At 47.0% G+C, this 14,442-nt stretch carries 8 protein-coding genes; 2 read left to right on the top strand and 6 right to left on the bottom strand.

The annotated features are described in order from the left end of the window. Positions 1 to 69 precede the first annotated feature (69 nt). The 4 genes from ccoN to hemN all read right to left on the bottom strand — a co-directional run bounded on the left by ccoN (position 70) and on the right by hemN (position 7,362). Entirely contained in the window at positions 70 to 2,265 is a 2,196-nt protein-coding gene (gene ccoN / locus Q1A23_RS10915) for a cytochrome-c oxidase, cbb3-type subunit I (RefSeq protein ID WP_299823156.1), read from the bottom strand. Between the two features lie 617 nt (positions 2,266 to 2,882). Beyond that, positions 2,883 to 3,071: a cbb3-type cytochrome oxidase assembly protein CcoS gene (gene ccoS / locus Q1A23_RS10920; RefSeq protein ID WP_299823159.1), complete on the bottom strand. Its 189-nt coding sequence runs from the start codon at positions 3,069 to 3,071 to the stop codon at positions 2,883 to 2,885. A 45-nt stretch (positions 3,072 to 3,116) separates the two neighbouring features. After that, positions 3,117 to 5,522 carry a heavy metal translocating P-type ATPase metal-binding domain-containing protein gene (locus Q1A23_RS10925; RefSeq protein WP_299823162.1) on the bottom strand — a complete coding sequence of 802 codons (2,406 nt, stop codon included), beginning with the start codon at positions 5,520 to 5,522 and terminating at the stop codon, positions 3,117 to 3,119. A gap of 460 nt (positions 5,523 to 5,982) precedes the next feature. Next, positions 5,983 to 7,362: an oxygen-independent coproporphyrinogen III oxidase gene (gene hemN / locus Q1A23_RS10930; protein WP_299823166.1), complete on the bottom strand. Its 1,380-nt coding sequence runs from the start codon at positions 7,360 to 7,362 to the stop codon at positions 5,983 to 5,985. 161 nt (positions 7,363 to 7,523) lie between these two features. Here hemN and hemH point away from each other — a divergent pair, with 161 nt between their 5' ends. Further along, a complete protein-coding gene (hemH, locus tag Q1A23_RS10935; protein WP_299823169.1) occupies positions 7,524 to 8,579 on the top strand; it encodes a ferrochelatase in 1,056 nt (351 codons plus the stop codon). A 157-nt stretch (positions 8,580 to 8,736) separates the two neighbouring features. Beyond that, positions 8,737 to 9,783: an SDR family oxidoreductase gene (locus Q1A23_RS10940; RefSeq protein WP_299823171.1), complete on the top strand. Its 1,047-nt coding sequence runs from the start codon at positions 8,737 to 8,739 to the stop codon at positions 9,781 to 9,783. Positions 9,784 to 9,840: 57 nt separating this feature from the next. On the opposite strand, the gene Q1A23_RS10945 is transcribed toward Q1A23_RS10940, so the two are convergent. Together Q1A23_RS10945 and Q1A23_RS10950 are read right to left on the bottom strand one after the other, a co-directional pair. Continuing rightward, entirely contained in the window at positions 9,841 to 10,725 is an 885-nt protein-coding gene (locus Q1A23_RS10945) for an MBL fold metallo-hydrolase (RefSeq protein ID WP_299823172.1), read from the bottom strand. Between the two features lie 443 nt (positions 10,726 to 11,168). Beyond that, a complete protein-coding gene (locus Q1A23_RS10950) occupies positions 11,169 to 14,186 on the bottom strand; it encodes a glycoside hydrolase family 3 N-terminal domain-containing protein (protein ID WP_363322038.1) in 3,018 nt (1,005 codons plus the stop codon). Positions 14,187 to 14,442: the final 256 nt, after the last annotated feature.

Genomic DNA, 14,442 nt, shown 5'->3' on the forward strand with positions numbered 1-14,442 from the left:
GAATCAGGTATCACGACTTATAGTATTGAGAATCGTGTGTCGTGATACGTGCTACTTGAGTCGATTTAATTACTCCACAACTTCTTCTGTTTTCACTTTGATGTCAGTTCCCAGGCGCTGCAGGTAAGCAATGAGGGCTACAATCTCAGCTTCTGGTTTCACTTCGATACCTTCTTTCGCAAGATCAGCCGCTACGCCATTTGCCTGCTTCATCAGCTCTTCGTTGGCGTTGGCAATGTACTCATCCTCGTAAGGCACACCCAGTTTCTTCAGCACTTTCAGTTTATCTTCTGTTGTGCTCATGTCCACCTCCTGCTCAAACAACCAAGGGTAAGCTGGCATAATAGAGCCCGGCGACATAGAAGTTGGGTCCATCATGTGGTGGTAGTGCCAGCTGTGCGGGTACTTACCTCCCACTCTGTGAAGATCCGGACCGGTGCGCTTAGAGCCCCACAGGAAGTTGTGGTCGTACACGAACTCACCTGCTTTAGAGTACTCGCCGTAGCGCTCTGTTTCTGACCTGAACGGACGAACCATTTGTGTGTGGCAGTTAACGCAACCCTCTTTTATGTACAGGTCGCGGCCCTGCAGCTCCAGCGAAGTATAAGGCTTCACGCTGGCTATCGTCGGCACGTTAGACTTGATCACGAAAGCAGGAATAAACTCTACCAGACCACCAATCAGAATTGCAACTGTAGCGAAAATGGCCATTTGCGTCGGGCGCTTCTCAATCCAGGAGTGCCAGTGGCCAGCGTTATTGCTTACTGTAGGTACAATTACCGGAGCCTCAGTTCTTTCGTTGGCAACCAAAGTACCAGACTTGGCAGTTTTGTACAGGTTGTACACCATCAGGAACACACCCGATAAGTAGAACACACCACCAATACCGCGCAGGTAATACATCGGCACGATCTGAAGTACAGTTTCCAGGAAGTTAGAGTACTGTAGTGTACCTTCTGCGGTAAACTGCTGCCACATTAAACCTTGTGTAAAACCAGCCCAGTACATTGGTATAGCATAGAAAAGTATACCCAGCGTACCTAACCAGAAGTGTGTATTGGCAAGCTTCTTCGAGAATAATTCTGTCTTATAAAGGCGTGGGAACAACCAGTACAGCATCGCAAATGTCAGGAAGCCGTTCCAGCCAAGGGCACCCACGTGCACGTGTGCTACGATCCAGTCAGTAAAGTGGGCGATGGCGTTTACGTTCTTTAATGAAAGCATAGGGCCTTCGAACGTAGCCATACCGTAAGCTGTGATGGCAACCACCATAAACTTAAGCACCGGCTCTACGCGTACCTTGTCCCAGGCACCACGCAGCGTAAGCAAACCGTTGATCATGCCACCCCAGCTCGGAGCAAGCAACATGATAGAGAATACTACCCCTAAAGACTGCGCCCAATCTGGCAATGAAGTATAAAGCAAGTGGTGCGGACCAGCCCAGATGTAAATAAAGATCAGGGACCAGAAGTGGATAATAGATAATCTGTAAGAGTAAACCGGACGATTAGCAGCCTTAGGCAGGAAGTAATACATCAAACCTAAGAAAGGCGTAGTTAAAAAGAACGCAACCGCGTTGTGGCCATACCACCACTGCACCAGCGCATCCTGCACACCTGCATAACCAGAGTAACTTTTAAATAAGTTAACTGGCATTTCGTAAGAGTTTACGATGTGCAGCACAGCTACTGTTAAAAATGTAGCGATGTAGAACCAGATAGCAACGTACATGTGCTTTTCACGGCGCTTGGCCAATGTGCCAAACATGTTCCAGCCAAATACTACCCAAATTAGGGTGATCGCAATATCAATCGGCCATTCCAGCTCAGCGTACTCTTTTGAAGTGGTCATGCCCAGCGGAAGCGTAATTACCGCTGCCACAATGATCAGCTGCCAGCCCCAGAAGTTGATCTTACTGAGTTTGTCGCTGTACATACGTGTTTTGCAAAGGCGCTGCAACGAGTAATAAACACCCATAAAGATGGCGTTGCCCACAAAGGCGAAAATCACAGCATTAGTGTGTAATGGTCTTACGCGACCAAAAGTAGTATACTGCGTACCCATGTTCATATCAGGATTTGCCAGCTGGAACGCGATAATTACGCCTATCAGCATACCGGCAATGCCCCAGAACACGGTGGCTATACCAAAATCCCGAACGATCTTATTGTCATAAAAGAACGTGTCGGTCACGCCCCTGTCGGTACCTTTCGGTATAACCCGGTCGGGCGCATTCTCTAAGACTTCGGCTACATTAGTTGACATGTGCGGTGTCCTCCATTTTGTTTAAGTGTTGTATGTGTTTGTTGTGATGTTTTTCCTGTTCAGGAGATCGATTGAAGTTTTCAGCCTTTATCGACGATTCAAAATTCGGGAAGTATAGGCTCCTAAAAGATGATGAATGTCAGTATCGTGGTTGATTGATATCAGCAGGGGCTGTAGCGTAGATTAAAGCGGTGTTCTAGCTGCTTTTGTTTTATACTTGTCTCTGCTTTTTTATCGAGCTGCTGCTCTTCCTCAGTCTTGATAGCCTACATTTTCATCTTTGGCTTTGTTGTGCCCAAGGACTGGAAAGGATACTTCTTCGCCAGCGGCTGTTGCAATGGAAACAAAGTATGAATTTTGGTTTATAGGGACAGGTCGCGACCTGTCCGAGCTAAACAAGCAGCTACGAAGCTTGTACTTTTACTAACTCAAAAGCCAAAAGTCCCCCTTTGAAGGGGGCGCAGGGGGATGACAAACCTTTGCAATGAAACTTATAACTCAAAATCATCAAGAACAGAACTCTCCTCCTCGGACTAGAGAACACACGAACTTGAAATTAGCGAGCGTAGCCCTCAGGGGCATGGCTGGTTGGAGCCGGTACAGCCTAAAGTATAAACCTAAGCTCCCTGCGACTTCTTCGCATCCTTGCCTTTGCCCGTTGTTGCCGTTTCATTATCGAAGAGCATGCGTACGGCCGGCGTGTAATCGTCGTCGTACTGGCCGGAGCGAACTGCCCATAGGAAAGCTCCTAAAAAGGCGGCAGCTACTGTTACGCTAATGGCAATCATTAAAAAGATGATATACATGGTTTCTGGTAAGTATAGATCAGAACTAGTTGAAGAATGAAAAGGTTAAAGCCCAGCTCTTTTGGCGGCTACCTTCACGGATAAAGTGGCGAAGATGATGACGCTCAGCGAACTGATTGGCATAAGTATAGCCGACACAATCGGAGAGAAAAGCCCCTGCACGGCTAGTGTCAAACCAATCACGTTGTACACCAGCGACACAGCAAATGTGGCCAGGATAATCTTCATGGTAGTTTTAGAGAAACTCAGGAATTTACTCAGCCTGTCGAAGGCTGTTGCATCCAGTATGGCGTCGCAGGACGGAGAAAAATTGGTGATGCTGTTCGTTAAAGCAATACCTGCATCACTTTGGCGCAATGCACCGGCATCGTTCAACCCATCGCCTACCATCATTACCTGGTGGTGCTGGTTTTTAAGCTGCTGGATGTACTCCAGTTTCTGAACCGGGCTTTGATTAAAGTTAAGTGCTGCTTCTTTCCCCAAAAGTTCTTCCAGGCGCGCCTGCTCATGGTTATTGTCGCCCGAGAGTACAGCAATTTTCTTATCGCTTAAATCTGTCAGGATGTCTTTTAAGCCCTGGCGGTATACATTGAAGAAAGTATAATACCCCAGCACAATGCCGTTGAACGACACATAAACTGTTGTCTTAAGCGTGTCCTTTGCATCGCCTGCACTTATACCAATATAGGCCGCAGACCCGATACGGATTATGTTTCCGTTAACCTCGCCAACCAAACCCTTACCGGCAAATTCCTGGAAATTGTCAACCGGAAATGTTTCGCCTTGCAAGCTCTGGAAAATGCGCTGGCTTAAAGGGTGTGTAGAGTGGCTCAGTACAGATTTTATACTTCTCTGCTGCTCTGCTGTCAGCGCTTTGCCGTTATAGCTTAGTTCTGCAGCGCTTGGCTCCGTTAAGGTTCCTGTTTTATCAAAAACGACGGTATCTATTTTAGCAAGCGTTTCTACTACGGCTGTATTTTTCAGATAGAACTTATTTTTACCGAACACGCGCAACGTATGGCCATGCACAAAAGGCGTAGCCAGCGATAAAGCGCAAGGGCAGGCAATGATCAGTACTGAGGTGAAGGCACGCATGGCCATCTCCATGTCTCGTGGCACCCAGTAAACAAGAGAGCCTGCGGCAACTATAAGTGTAACTATGATAAACCATTTACCGGCTACATTGGCATAGGTGTTTACGCTTTGGGTCTCGTTTTTAGAGAAAACGCTGTCGTTCCAGAGTTGCGTTAAGTAACCCTGCGACACCTCCTTCACCACTTCCAGTTCTATACTTTCGCCTACCTGGCGTCCGCCGGCATAAATCACCTCTCCCACTACTTTTTCTACAGGCTCTGATTCACCGCTCACAAAACTGTAGTCGATCGTGGCAGTACCACGCAGCAACATGGCATCAGCCGGTATAAGCTCCTGGTTACGAATGCGAATGCGATTGCCTACTTTCAGGTTTCGAACAGCCACGGCTTCTTCTTCGCCGCTTTCTTGCAGCACCGTTACCGATACCGGAAAGTATGAAGTATAATCTCTGTCGAAAGAAAGTGTATCGTAGGTTTTTTGCTGAAAGTATTTGCCGATCAGCATAAAGAATACCAGACCGGTAAACGAATCGAAGTAACCGGGGCCGGTAGCCGTTACAACCTGGTAAATGCTTGTGATAAACAAAGCCAGCAGGCCTGTGGCAATAGGCAGGTCGATGTTAACCATGCGCTGTTTTATACCTTCCAGAGCGGACGTAAAAAAGCCACGGGCACTATAGAAAAACACCGGAATTGACAGTACAAAGCTTAAGTAGCCAAAAAAAGAACCAAACGTACGTTGCAGATCGCCGGTAAAAGCCAGGTAATCCGGGAAAGCCAGCAACATGACGTTACCAAAGCAAAAGCCGGCAATACCTAGTTTATAAATAATGGTACGGTTCGGTTTAGATGTTTTTTTGCCATCTGTGTTTGCCAGCGTAATTTCAGGCTCATAGCCAATACGGGCCAGCAAAGTAACCACTTCACGCAGGGTGGTTTTATGATGGAAGTAAGTCAGGGATACCTCTTTGCGCAGGAAATTAACCGTAGACTCTGACACACCCGGATTCAGCTTGAAGAGGTTTTCTAAAAGCCAGATACAGGAGCTGCAATGCATCTGTGGCGTGTAAAAGGTGATCTTGCAGATGTTATCATCCTTAAAGCTGATAAGCTGCGCTTCTACCCCGGCATCGTCCAGGTAAGCAAAGCGTGCTTCGGCTAAAGGTTTTTTGCCTGTAGTGCCCGGGGCCTCTTCCAGGTTATAGTAGGTGCAGAGATTGTTCTCTTCTAAAAGTTCATAAACAGTTTTGCACCCGGCGCAGCAAAAGGCTTTGTCGTGTGCTACAATAAGCTCGTCCTCGCAGGAATCCCCGCAATGGTAGCATGTCTGAACATTGGTTTGGAGTGCGGCTTCCATCTCAATTTTCTTTTTAAGGTACTTTACAAAAGTAGGCAGCCACCCTGGCCGAAATGATGACGAGTGTCAGTATTGGAAGTGATTGATGTCAATGGAAAAGGGACCGGGAGAGCTGTATCTTTGTATCGTTGTAATAATTGATTTACAGCCTTTTGCCAAGACGCTTCGCTTTAATGAGTACAGCTACCGTAGCTGCAACCAAAGTACAGTTAAAAAGGCAAAAGTATAAGAGCGAAATGCTCTTCCGGATTTAGAGTTTAGTTTAGTATATGGTATAGATTCGGCCGCTCGGCCGTCTTAAAAGCAGGCTTCTTTGTGGCCTGCTTTTCCATTTAAGGGAGGTGGAGGCACACAACACTCTCAGATCAATTGTATTTAATTTCTACCCCTCAAAGTATAAAGCAAAATGCCCAGGCACTTTGCAGCACCCGGGCATCTTTACCAAAACACTTTGTCTAACTTATATAGCTTTGCTGAAAACCTGCTGTTCGGCTGGTTCAGCTTGCTTTAATTTCAGGTCGAACACCATGCAGATGTTTCGGGTAAAGGCTTTGCCGGCCTCCGTTACGGTTAGCTTGCCTTCTGTTAATTTAACTAAACCCTCATCCTGCATCTGGCTAAGTTCAGCAAACACATCCTCTGGTAACAGGGCTACCAGCTCCTTGCTTAAACTCAGCTCTCCTTTGCAGGCAATGTCAAGTATGGCCTCTTTTATAAGCAGGTCCTCTTCCGTTAACAAGTGGCCTTTAAGTATGGCTGGCTCACCTTTCAGTACAGCTTCTTTGTAGGTCTCTACTTTCTTCAGGTTTTGCATGTAGCCATACTTGGCATCGCTGATCGAAGATGTGCCCAACCCAATAAGCAAATCAGTCTGGAAGGTAGTATAACCCATAAAATTACGGTGCAGCTCCTTCTGCTCATATGCCTTATAAAGGGCATCCTGTGGCAAGGCAAAATGGTCCATGCCGATGTCGGTATACCCTAAGGCTTTAAATTTCTGCAAGCCAAGTTCGTACAGCGCGCGTTTCTCGGCATTGTCTGGCAAGTCTTTGTCGGAGTAGCTCCGCTGGCCCGGCTTTACCCACGGCACGTGTGCATACGAGTAAAATGCAATGCGGTCAGGCATCAACTGCGCCACTTTATCAATTGTTTCGCTCACGCTCTGGGGTGTCTGGTAAGGAAGGCCGTAAATGAGGTCGAAGTTCACAGAATCATACCCTATGCGGCGAGCCTCCTCGGTTACGTGCTTTACGTTTTCGTAGGGCTGTATACGGTTAATGGTAAGTTGCACTTTCAGGTCAAAATCCTGAATGCCGTAACTTACTCTCCTGAAGCCCAGGTCGTACAGCGTTTGCAGGTGCGCGGTAGTTGTATTGTTCGGGTGGCCTTCAAAACTGAATTCTTTTTCTGGGTGAAGTATGGCGCCCTCGTAAATTCCCTCCAGCAGTTTGCGCAGGTTATCCGGCTTAAAAAACGTAGGCGTGCCTCCGCCCAGGTGCAGCTCTCGTATAACCGGCTTCTCACTAAACTGGTCTAAGTATAGTTTCCACTCGCTAAGTATAGCCTGAATGTAGCCTTCCTCAACGCTGTGGTTTTTAGTTATCCTGGTGTTGCAGCCGCAGTAGGTGCATAGTACTTCGCAAAACGGCAAATGTATGTATAAGCTGATGCCTTTGGTGGCATTGGACTCAGCAAAAGTATACTTTACCACATCCATCCAGCGCTTTGCATCCGGCACCTCTTTGTCCCAATAAGGTACAGTAGGGTAGCTGGTGTAGCGTGGGGCCGGTACGTTATACTTTTGTATCAGGTATTCCTGCTGTGCATTTATGTTCATCATCAAAAGAGATTAATTACTGCTGCAAATTTCAGGAGAATAAGCAAGGCTATAAATGACACTTAGCATAGGAATAAGTGACATTGCTCAGCTGCAAGGCTGACGCATCTCATACACCGCATCGCCGCTGCTACGTAATTTTGCACAGTTTCAAGCTTATAAAAATGATTAACACAGATATAACAGGTGTATTGCTGGTAAACCAGGGAACTCCAGACTCTTTTGCAGTAGCAGATGTGCGCAAGTACCTGCGTGAGTTCCTGATGGACGAGCGTGTGATAGATGTTCCATTGGTGCAGCGCTGGCCACTTGTCAACCTGATCATCGCGCCTACCCGTGCCCCTAAGTCTGCAAAAGTATACCAGGAGCTTTGGACACCCGAAGGCTCTCCACTTAAAGTATACGGCCACCAGGTGGTGGAGCTGCTACAGCAATCGCTAGGTGATAATTACCTGGTAAGGCTTGGCATGCGCTACCAGAACCCATCGCTGCAAGAGGCGCTTGCCACTTTCAAAGAAGCTAATATCTCCCGGTTAATTATACTTCCGCTGTACCCGCAATATGCCTCAGCCACCACAGGCTCTGCTTATCAAAAAGTGATGGAGCTTGTAAAAAACTGGCAGGTGTTGCCGGAACTCCGTTTTGTGAGCAACTTCACAGATCATCCCGCATTTGTTGATGCCTTTGCCGCTGTAGGCCAAAAGTACATGGCTGAAGAAGACTATGAGCATTACGTGTTCAGCTACCACGGTTTGCCTGAGCGCCAACTGCATAAAGAAGATAACCTGGTTAATTGCCAGGAGGGCAACTGCACCACCGACTACCATGCCGGAAATAAGTATTGTTACCTCGCCCAAAGCTACGAAACCACCCGATTGATAGCCGAGAAACTGGGTATCCCATCAGAAAAGTACACCGTCGCTTTCCAGTCGAGGCTTGGCAGTGCCCCCTGGATAAAACCATACACAGACGATGTGATAAAGCAGCTTACGGCAAAGGGAGTAAAGAAAGTATTGGCTTTTGCACCATCTTTTGTTGCCGATTGCCTGGAAACCACCGTGGAAGTTGGCCGGGAGTACAAAGAGCTTTTTGAAGAGCATGGCGGCACGCATTGGCAACTAGTGGAGAGCCTGAACACAAGCGCGCCTTGGATTGATTGCCTGCACCAATTGGTTACAGGCGGCAAAGCTAAACCTGTGCAAGCACTAAAAGTGGCTTAGCAAGTATAAAATGCTCTCTTAAATAAGCTAACCTCTGCTTTTACTTAGGGTATTTTAGTTGTTTTAGGTATTGACTGCGTATGAATTCATACTTTATGGCGCTGTTTTGTAGCAGCGCCGTAGAACATCAGTTAAACCTAAAACAAACTTAATACCTATGTCTATTTCACTTAAACCAATAAGCGATCAGGTGATCGTGATTACAGGCGCATCAAGCGGCATTGGATTAGCAACAGCACTTGCCGCCGCAAAAAAAGGCGCTAAAGTAGTTTTAGCATCCCGTAACGGTGAGGCGCTGGCTAAAATTGAGCAGCAGATAAAGCAGGAAGGCGGCCAGGCCATTTATGTTGTGGCAGATGTAGGCCGGCAGGAAGATATCTATAAAATCTCGGATGCCGCCATTGGGCGCTTCGGGGGTTTCGACACCTGGGTAAACGATGCTGGAGTTTCTATTTATGGCCGCCTGGAAGAGGTAAGCGATGAAGACAGCCGCCGCCTTTTTGATACAAACTTCTGGGGCCTGGTGTATGGCTCGCTTACAGCGGCACAACATCTAAGAACACGCAACGGCGGTGCCATTATCAATATAGGTAGCGTTTTATCAGATGTGGCCATACCTATACAAGGTATGTACAGCGCCAGCAAACACGCCGTAAAAGGCTTTACAGATGCCCTGCGCATTGAGCTGGAAGAAGATAAAGCGCCTATATCAGTTACGCTGATCAAACCTGCCGGCATTAATACGCCTTACACGCAACATGCCCGCAATTACATGGACGAAGAGCCTACCTTGCCGCCTCCGGTTTACCAACCTGAAGAAGTAGCCGATGCCATACTTTACGCGGCCACACACCCACAACGAGATTTATTTGTTGGAGGAGGCGGTAAAATGATGAGCAGCACAAATAAATACGCTCCCAAATTAATGGACTGGGTAGGCGAAAACATGATGAGCAAGCAACAGAAGAAAGACCAGCCGGCACAGCATCATGAAGGCTCTTTGCACCACCCAGGTAAAGACGGCGAAATTTACGGCAACTACGATGGCCATGTAATGAGAAGCGCCTATACAAGGGCTAAGATAAACCCGGTAATTACCGGCGTTGCCATTGCAACAGCAAGTGCCGCCGCCATTGCACTTTTAGGTAAAAACAGCCTGAAGAAACTGGATAAAAACTCAACTCCAAAAACTGGTAAAGTATAAATAAAAGAGGCGCTGCAATCCCAAATGCAGCGCCTCTTTTTTATAAGTATAGTTGAATTAAAACAACTGTAATTGATTATCAGGAATAACAGCCTTACCTTTTTTAGGTCTAGAACCTGCTTTTTCAGTTAACACGTGCACATACGGCATAGCCGGTTCTATACTTATATCATCACTACTGGATATCCGGAACACAGGCGTTTCTTCGTAGCGAGAAGCCACTACTACTTTAGTGCCGGCTGCATGCTTTGTAAATAACTCATCTACCAGCTTTGGGCAGTTGTTGTTTTTGGAAAGATGCCCCAGCAACAGGTGACTCATGTATTCGGGTTTATAGGCTGTAAAAAGGTTGAGCGCCTGCCGGTTGGATAAGTGCCCTTTTCCGCCGCTAATTCTTCTTTTAAGATGGTAAGGGTAATAGCCGTTTGCCAGCATTTCCTCGTCGTAATTGGCTTCCAGTATAGCCGCATGGCATTGGCTGAAGTAATGGATCAGCTGTTCGCAGGGGGCTCCGATATCTGTAAACACCCCCACTTTCGTGCCTTGGTAAGAGATAATAAAACTATAAGGATCTATGGCATCGTGCAGCTTCGGGAATCCAATTATCTCCAGGTTACCTATTGTTACAGGCTGCTGCGCGTAAAACTCCTCTACCGGAAAATTGATCTCTTCAAACCTGGATCTGCGCAAGGTATGAGGTGTAATATATACCGGCAACTGGTACTTTTTAGCCAGTACAGGTATCCCTTTAATATGGTCGGAGTGCTCGTGCGACACAAAGATGGCCTTTACCTTGCTCATTGAGAGGCCCAGTTTTGCCATACGCCTTTCTGTTTCGCGGCACGAGATGCCAGCATCCACAAGTATAGCTTCCTGCTCATTACCAATGTAATAACAGTTACCGTTGCTGCCCGAGTTAAGTGATGTAATATGTAAGTGCATGTAGTACAAAGAAAGCGGATTTCAGGCGCATCATCAAGCTTAAAAAACTGTTATAGAAGTCTAATTTATACTTTATAAGAAAGAGCTTCATAAAACTTATACTTTGCGCCGGGCTATAGTATAAGCATAAAGTATAAACCCTGTTTTTGAACAGGTTAAAGCGGGCTTTGATTCCTGAAGAGTTGAAGAAAGTATAACACATCTTTGCATTATCTTTCTAAGACCCTGAAATCCAATTAATTTATAAACTACATCATCATACCGCCAGTTTGAGTGCAGCGGTAACTGGTGGTTGCCTAAGATAGCCAGTTTGTAACTGGCGAATTACAAAACTTTACTTCCGCCTTTACAAACTGGCCTCATTCGCAGTCACAAGTTGCGCTGCGCTAAACTTGCGGCATGAACGATAAAGCAAAACCTGGTTCTATTTCAAGTCTTATACTTTACTCATTCTTGCTCTTCTCCATCGCATCGTATACCACCTGCAGCACCTTTGTGCGCGTGTTCAGCTTGCTTAATTTCGGGTTATCGCGGCTGGGGTTTACGCGGTTCGACAAAAACACATAAACCAGCTGGTTTACCGGATCTACCCAGGTGTAGGTGCCGGTAAAGCCGGAGTGGCCAAAGCTTTCAACTGGGGCCGATGGCGCTGCGTTGCTGTTCTCTGCGCCGGGTTTAGCTAGCCTGTCGAAGCCGAGGGCGCGGTAATTGCCCTGGTCACAAAACTGGCACTTGCTGAACTCCTCCACCACACCGTCCGCAATATAACGTTTGTAGCCATACACGCCATCGTTCAGGTACATTTGCATCAGTTTCGCTAGATCGTTAGCAGTTCCGAACAAACCGGCGTGGCCGCTTACGCCACCCAGCATAGCAGCACCTTCGTCGTTTACGGTGCCATGCAGCAGGCTTTTCCTGAAGTGCGGATCAAACTCGGTTGGTACAATGCGCGACCTTGGATATTTTGTGTAAGGATTAAAGGTTAACGTGGTAGCGCCAAGCGATTGGTAGAAGTTATCCTGCAGGTATGTCTGGAAATCCTCTCCGGTAATGTTCTCGATAACCTTTGGTGCAAGTATAAACGACAAGTCGCTGTATACATATCCCGGCTTCTCGTTCAGCGGGTACTCCACTATACTTTCGTAGATCTTTTTGTGGTACTTGCGGTGCATGTACAGGTTATCGGCTACTCTGATCGGGAAACGCGCCGTAGAGTCTTCATTAAAAGTCCGCCATTTAAACTTGCCGTTCTTCTTAACCGTCTCCTTCCAGAATGGTATCCAGGCATACAGACGGGCTTGGTGCGTGAGAATGTCCCTGTACTTCAAACTCGCCAAGTCTGTACCCTGTACCATCGGCAAGTATGCACCCAATGTATTGTCTACATCAAACCTGCCCTCTCCTTTTAGTTTCATAAAAGCAGCCATCGAGGTTGAGATCTTTGTAACAGATGCCAGGTCATAGAGGTCGGTATTTCTTACAGGTGTTTCGTTCTCGTAAGTATGATAACCGAAAGACTTATGGTAGATCACCTTTCCGTCTTTTGCCACCAGCACCTGCGCACCTGGCGTAGCTTCCTCCTGAATGGCCTGTGCTACCAAAGAATCAATCCCAGCAAAATGCTCTGATTTCAGGCCAACTGCCTCCGGCATACTGTAAGCTAATCTAATGCCGCCATGTGTTATTAAACCGTCTTCAAGCTTAAAGTCATTGGAAACGGCAACAGGCAACTTTCCTTTAGCGCTTATCCCTCCAAAAATCAGCTGCGCCGCCACATCCTGCGTTTGCGGAGACTCCTGGTAAGCGGCAATAACGGCATCAGCTTTATCTAGACTCTCTACTTTTGCCAGACTATACACATTGCCAAATACGCTTACTATGGTTGGCTTTGTACGGATCAGGTCTTTCAGGAAGAAGTTTATTTCGGCGGTGATACCGAAGTTGCTGCCGCCGGCTTTTAACTGCAATCTGTGCACCCCCGCAACCACCAAGTTATACTTTGCCAGTTGCTCCTTCAGCTGCTGTAGCTCTGCCAGGGTTGCAGTAGGCTTTAGGAAGAACGTATCCACTTTTGTATAGCGTGCCAACCCTCTCTGGAAATCGGTTTCTTTGTCTGTACCGATGGCCAGAGCAGCAATACGTAAGGTATCCATGTAATTAAGCGGAAGTATGTTTTCCTTGTTGCGCAGCAGCGTTAGCGAGGCTTCGGTTAACTGGCGGCTAAGGTTTTGAGCGTAGGGGTTGTTCAGGTCAGCTATCAGGTTTTTAGTTTCGATAGGTTTATACTTGTCCAGTCCTACCCATTGCTTGGCAGCCAGTAGTTTGCGTACTCGTGTATCGATTTCTGCCTGCGTGATTTCCTTATTCTGAATAGCTTTTTTGATCTCTTCAATGGTAGTTTTCACATCCATCGTGTTCAGCAGCACATCGTTGCCGGCAAGCAAAGCCTTAACGTCTACTATACCCGGAGGATAAAATTTTGCAACGCCCTGCATGTTCAAAGCATCAGTAAACACCAGCCCTTTATACTTCAACTCCTTTTTCAGCAGGTCCATGACGATGCGCTCCGACAAGGTAGAGGCCAGGTTAGGCGTATTGTCCAGCACCGGAATGTTCATGTGCGCCACCATCAAACTTCCTAAACCATTTTCCATCAACTCACGAAAAGGGTACAGCTCTACAGAATCCAGCCTGATGCGGGAGAAGTTAAGGATTGGTAAATCTGCATGGGAGTCTACATTGGTGTCGCCGTGGCCGGGAAAGTGTTTGGCGTTTGCCAGTACGCGCTGGTCCTGCATGCCCTTCATATAGGCCATGGCTTTTCGGGTAACGTTATACTTGTCTTCGCCAAAAGCCCGGAAACCGATCACCGGGTTGTTGGCATTGTTGTTCACGTCCACTACCGGCGCAAAGTTTACGTGTATGCCCAGGCGTTTGCATTGGCGGGCAATCTCAGCCCCCATTTCATAGATCAGCTGCTCATTTTCTATCCCGCCCAACGACATCTGGTACGGAAAACGAATGGTGCTGTCCAGGCGCATGGCTAGCCCCCACTCGGCATCTATGGTTACCATCAGCGGCACTTTGCTTTCCTGCTGGTAGCGGTTCGTCATTTTTGCCTGCCTCACCGGCCCACCCTGGAAAAAGATAAGCCCGCCTACTTTATGAGTTTTGATCAGGTTACTGATAGAGTCGATATGCGCCTGGTCGCGGTTAGAGTATACCGGGATCATGATCAGCTGCGCGATGCGTTCCTCCGGCGTCAGAGTTCTCATCACAGAGTCTACCCACCTGGACTGCTGCCAAGCCAGGAAAGCAGGATCTCTGGACTGATCATAGGAGGTATTATTTTTTTTCGCGTTGCTGCTTTTTAAGCTGGTCCGGCTTTGCTGTGCATCAGCCTTTAAAGCAAAAAACAACGCTACAACAGTCAGTAAAAGAGATAAAGTATGTTTCTTCAAAACGAACAGATGGTTTAGTATCAGGTATTTAGTATGTATACAGTAAAAGCAAAAATAAGATAAAAAGTATAAACAGCAGAATGTATAAGCACAGCTGCACAGCCATTGAGTGGCAGAATCAAATGCAGCTGCAATCACCGACAGGAAGCCTCAGCCTGGATCGATAGTTGCCTGGTATAATGCAGCAGATTAAACCTTTCTACTTATAAACCATCTAAAGCAGGAGCAACAAAGCTTGTAGTTCGTGTAAAATTTT

This window comes from uncultured Pontibacter sp. (assembly GCF_947492645.1).
Classification (GTDB): domain Bacteria; phylum Bacteroidota; class Bacteroidia; order Cytophagales; family Hymenobacteraceae; genus Pontibacter.

What these genes read in the sequence shown, in the direction of transcription:
- ccoN (WP_299823156.1), bottom strand. Translation starts at nt 2,265, where the DNA reads ATGTCAACTAATGTAGCCGAAGTCTTAGAGAATGCGCCCGACCGGGTT.
- ccoS (WP_299823159.1), bottom strand. Translation starts at nt 3,071, where the DNA reads ATGTATATCATCTTTTTAATGATTGCCATTAGCGTAACAGTAGCTGCC.
- Q1A23_RS10925 (WP_299823162.1), bottom strand. Translation starts at nt 5,522, where the DNA reads ATGGAAGCCGCACTCCAAACCAATGTTCAGACATGCTACCATTGCGGG.
- hemN (WP_299823166.1), bottom strand. Translation starts at nt 7,362, where the DNA reads ATGATGAACATAAATGCACAGCAGGAATACCTGATACAAAAGTATAAC.
- hemH (WP_299823169.1), top strand. Translation starts at nt 7,524, where the DNA reads ATGATTAACACAGATATAACAGGTGTATTGCTGGTAAACCAGGGAACT.
- Q1A23_RS10940 (WP_299823171.1), top strand. Translation starts at nt 8,737, where the DNA reads ATGTCTATTTCACTTAAACCAATAAGCGATCAGGTGATCGTGATTACA.
- Q1A23_RS10945 (WP_299823172.1), bottom strand. Translation starts at nt 10,725, where the DNA reads ATGCACTTACATATTACATCACTTAACTCGGGCAGCAACGGTAACTGT.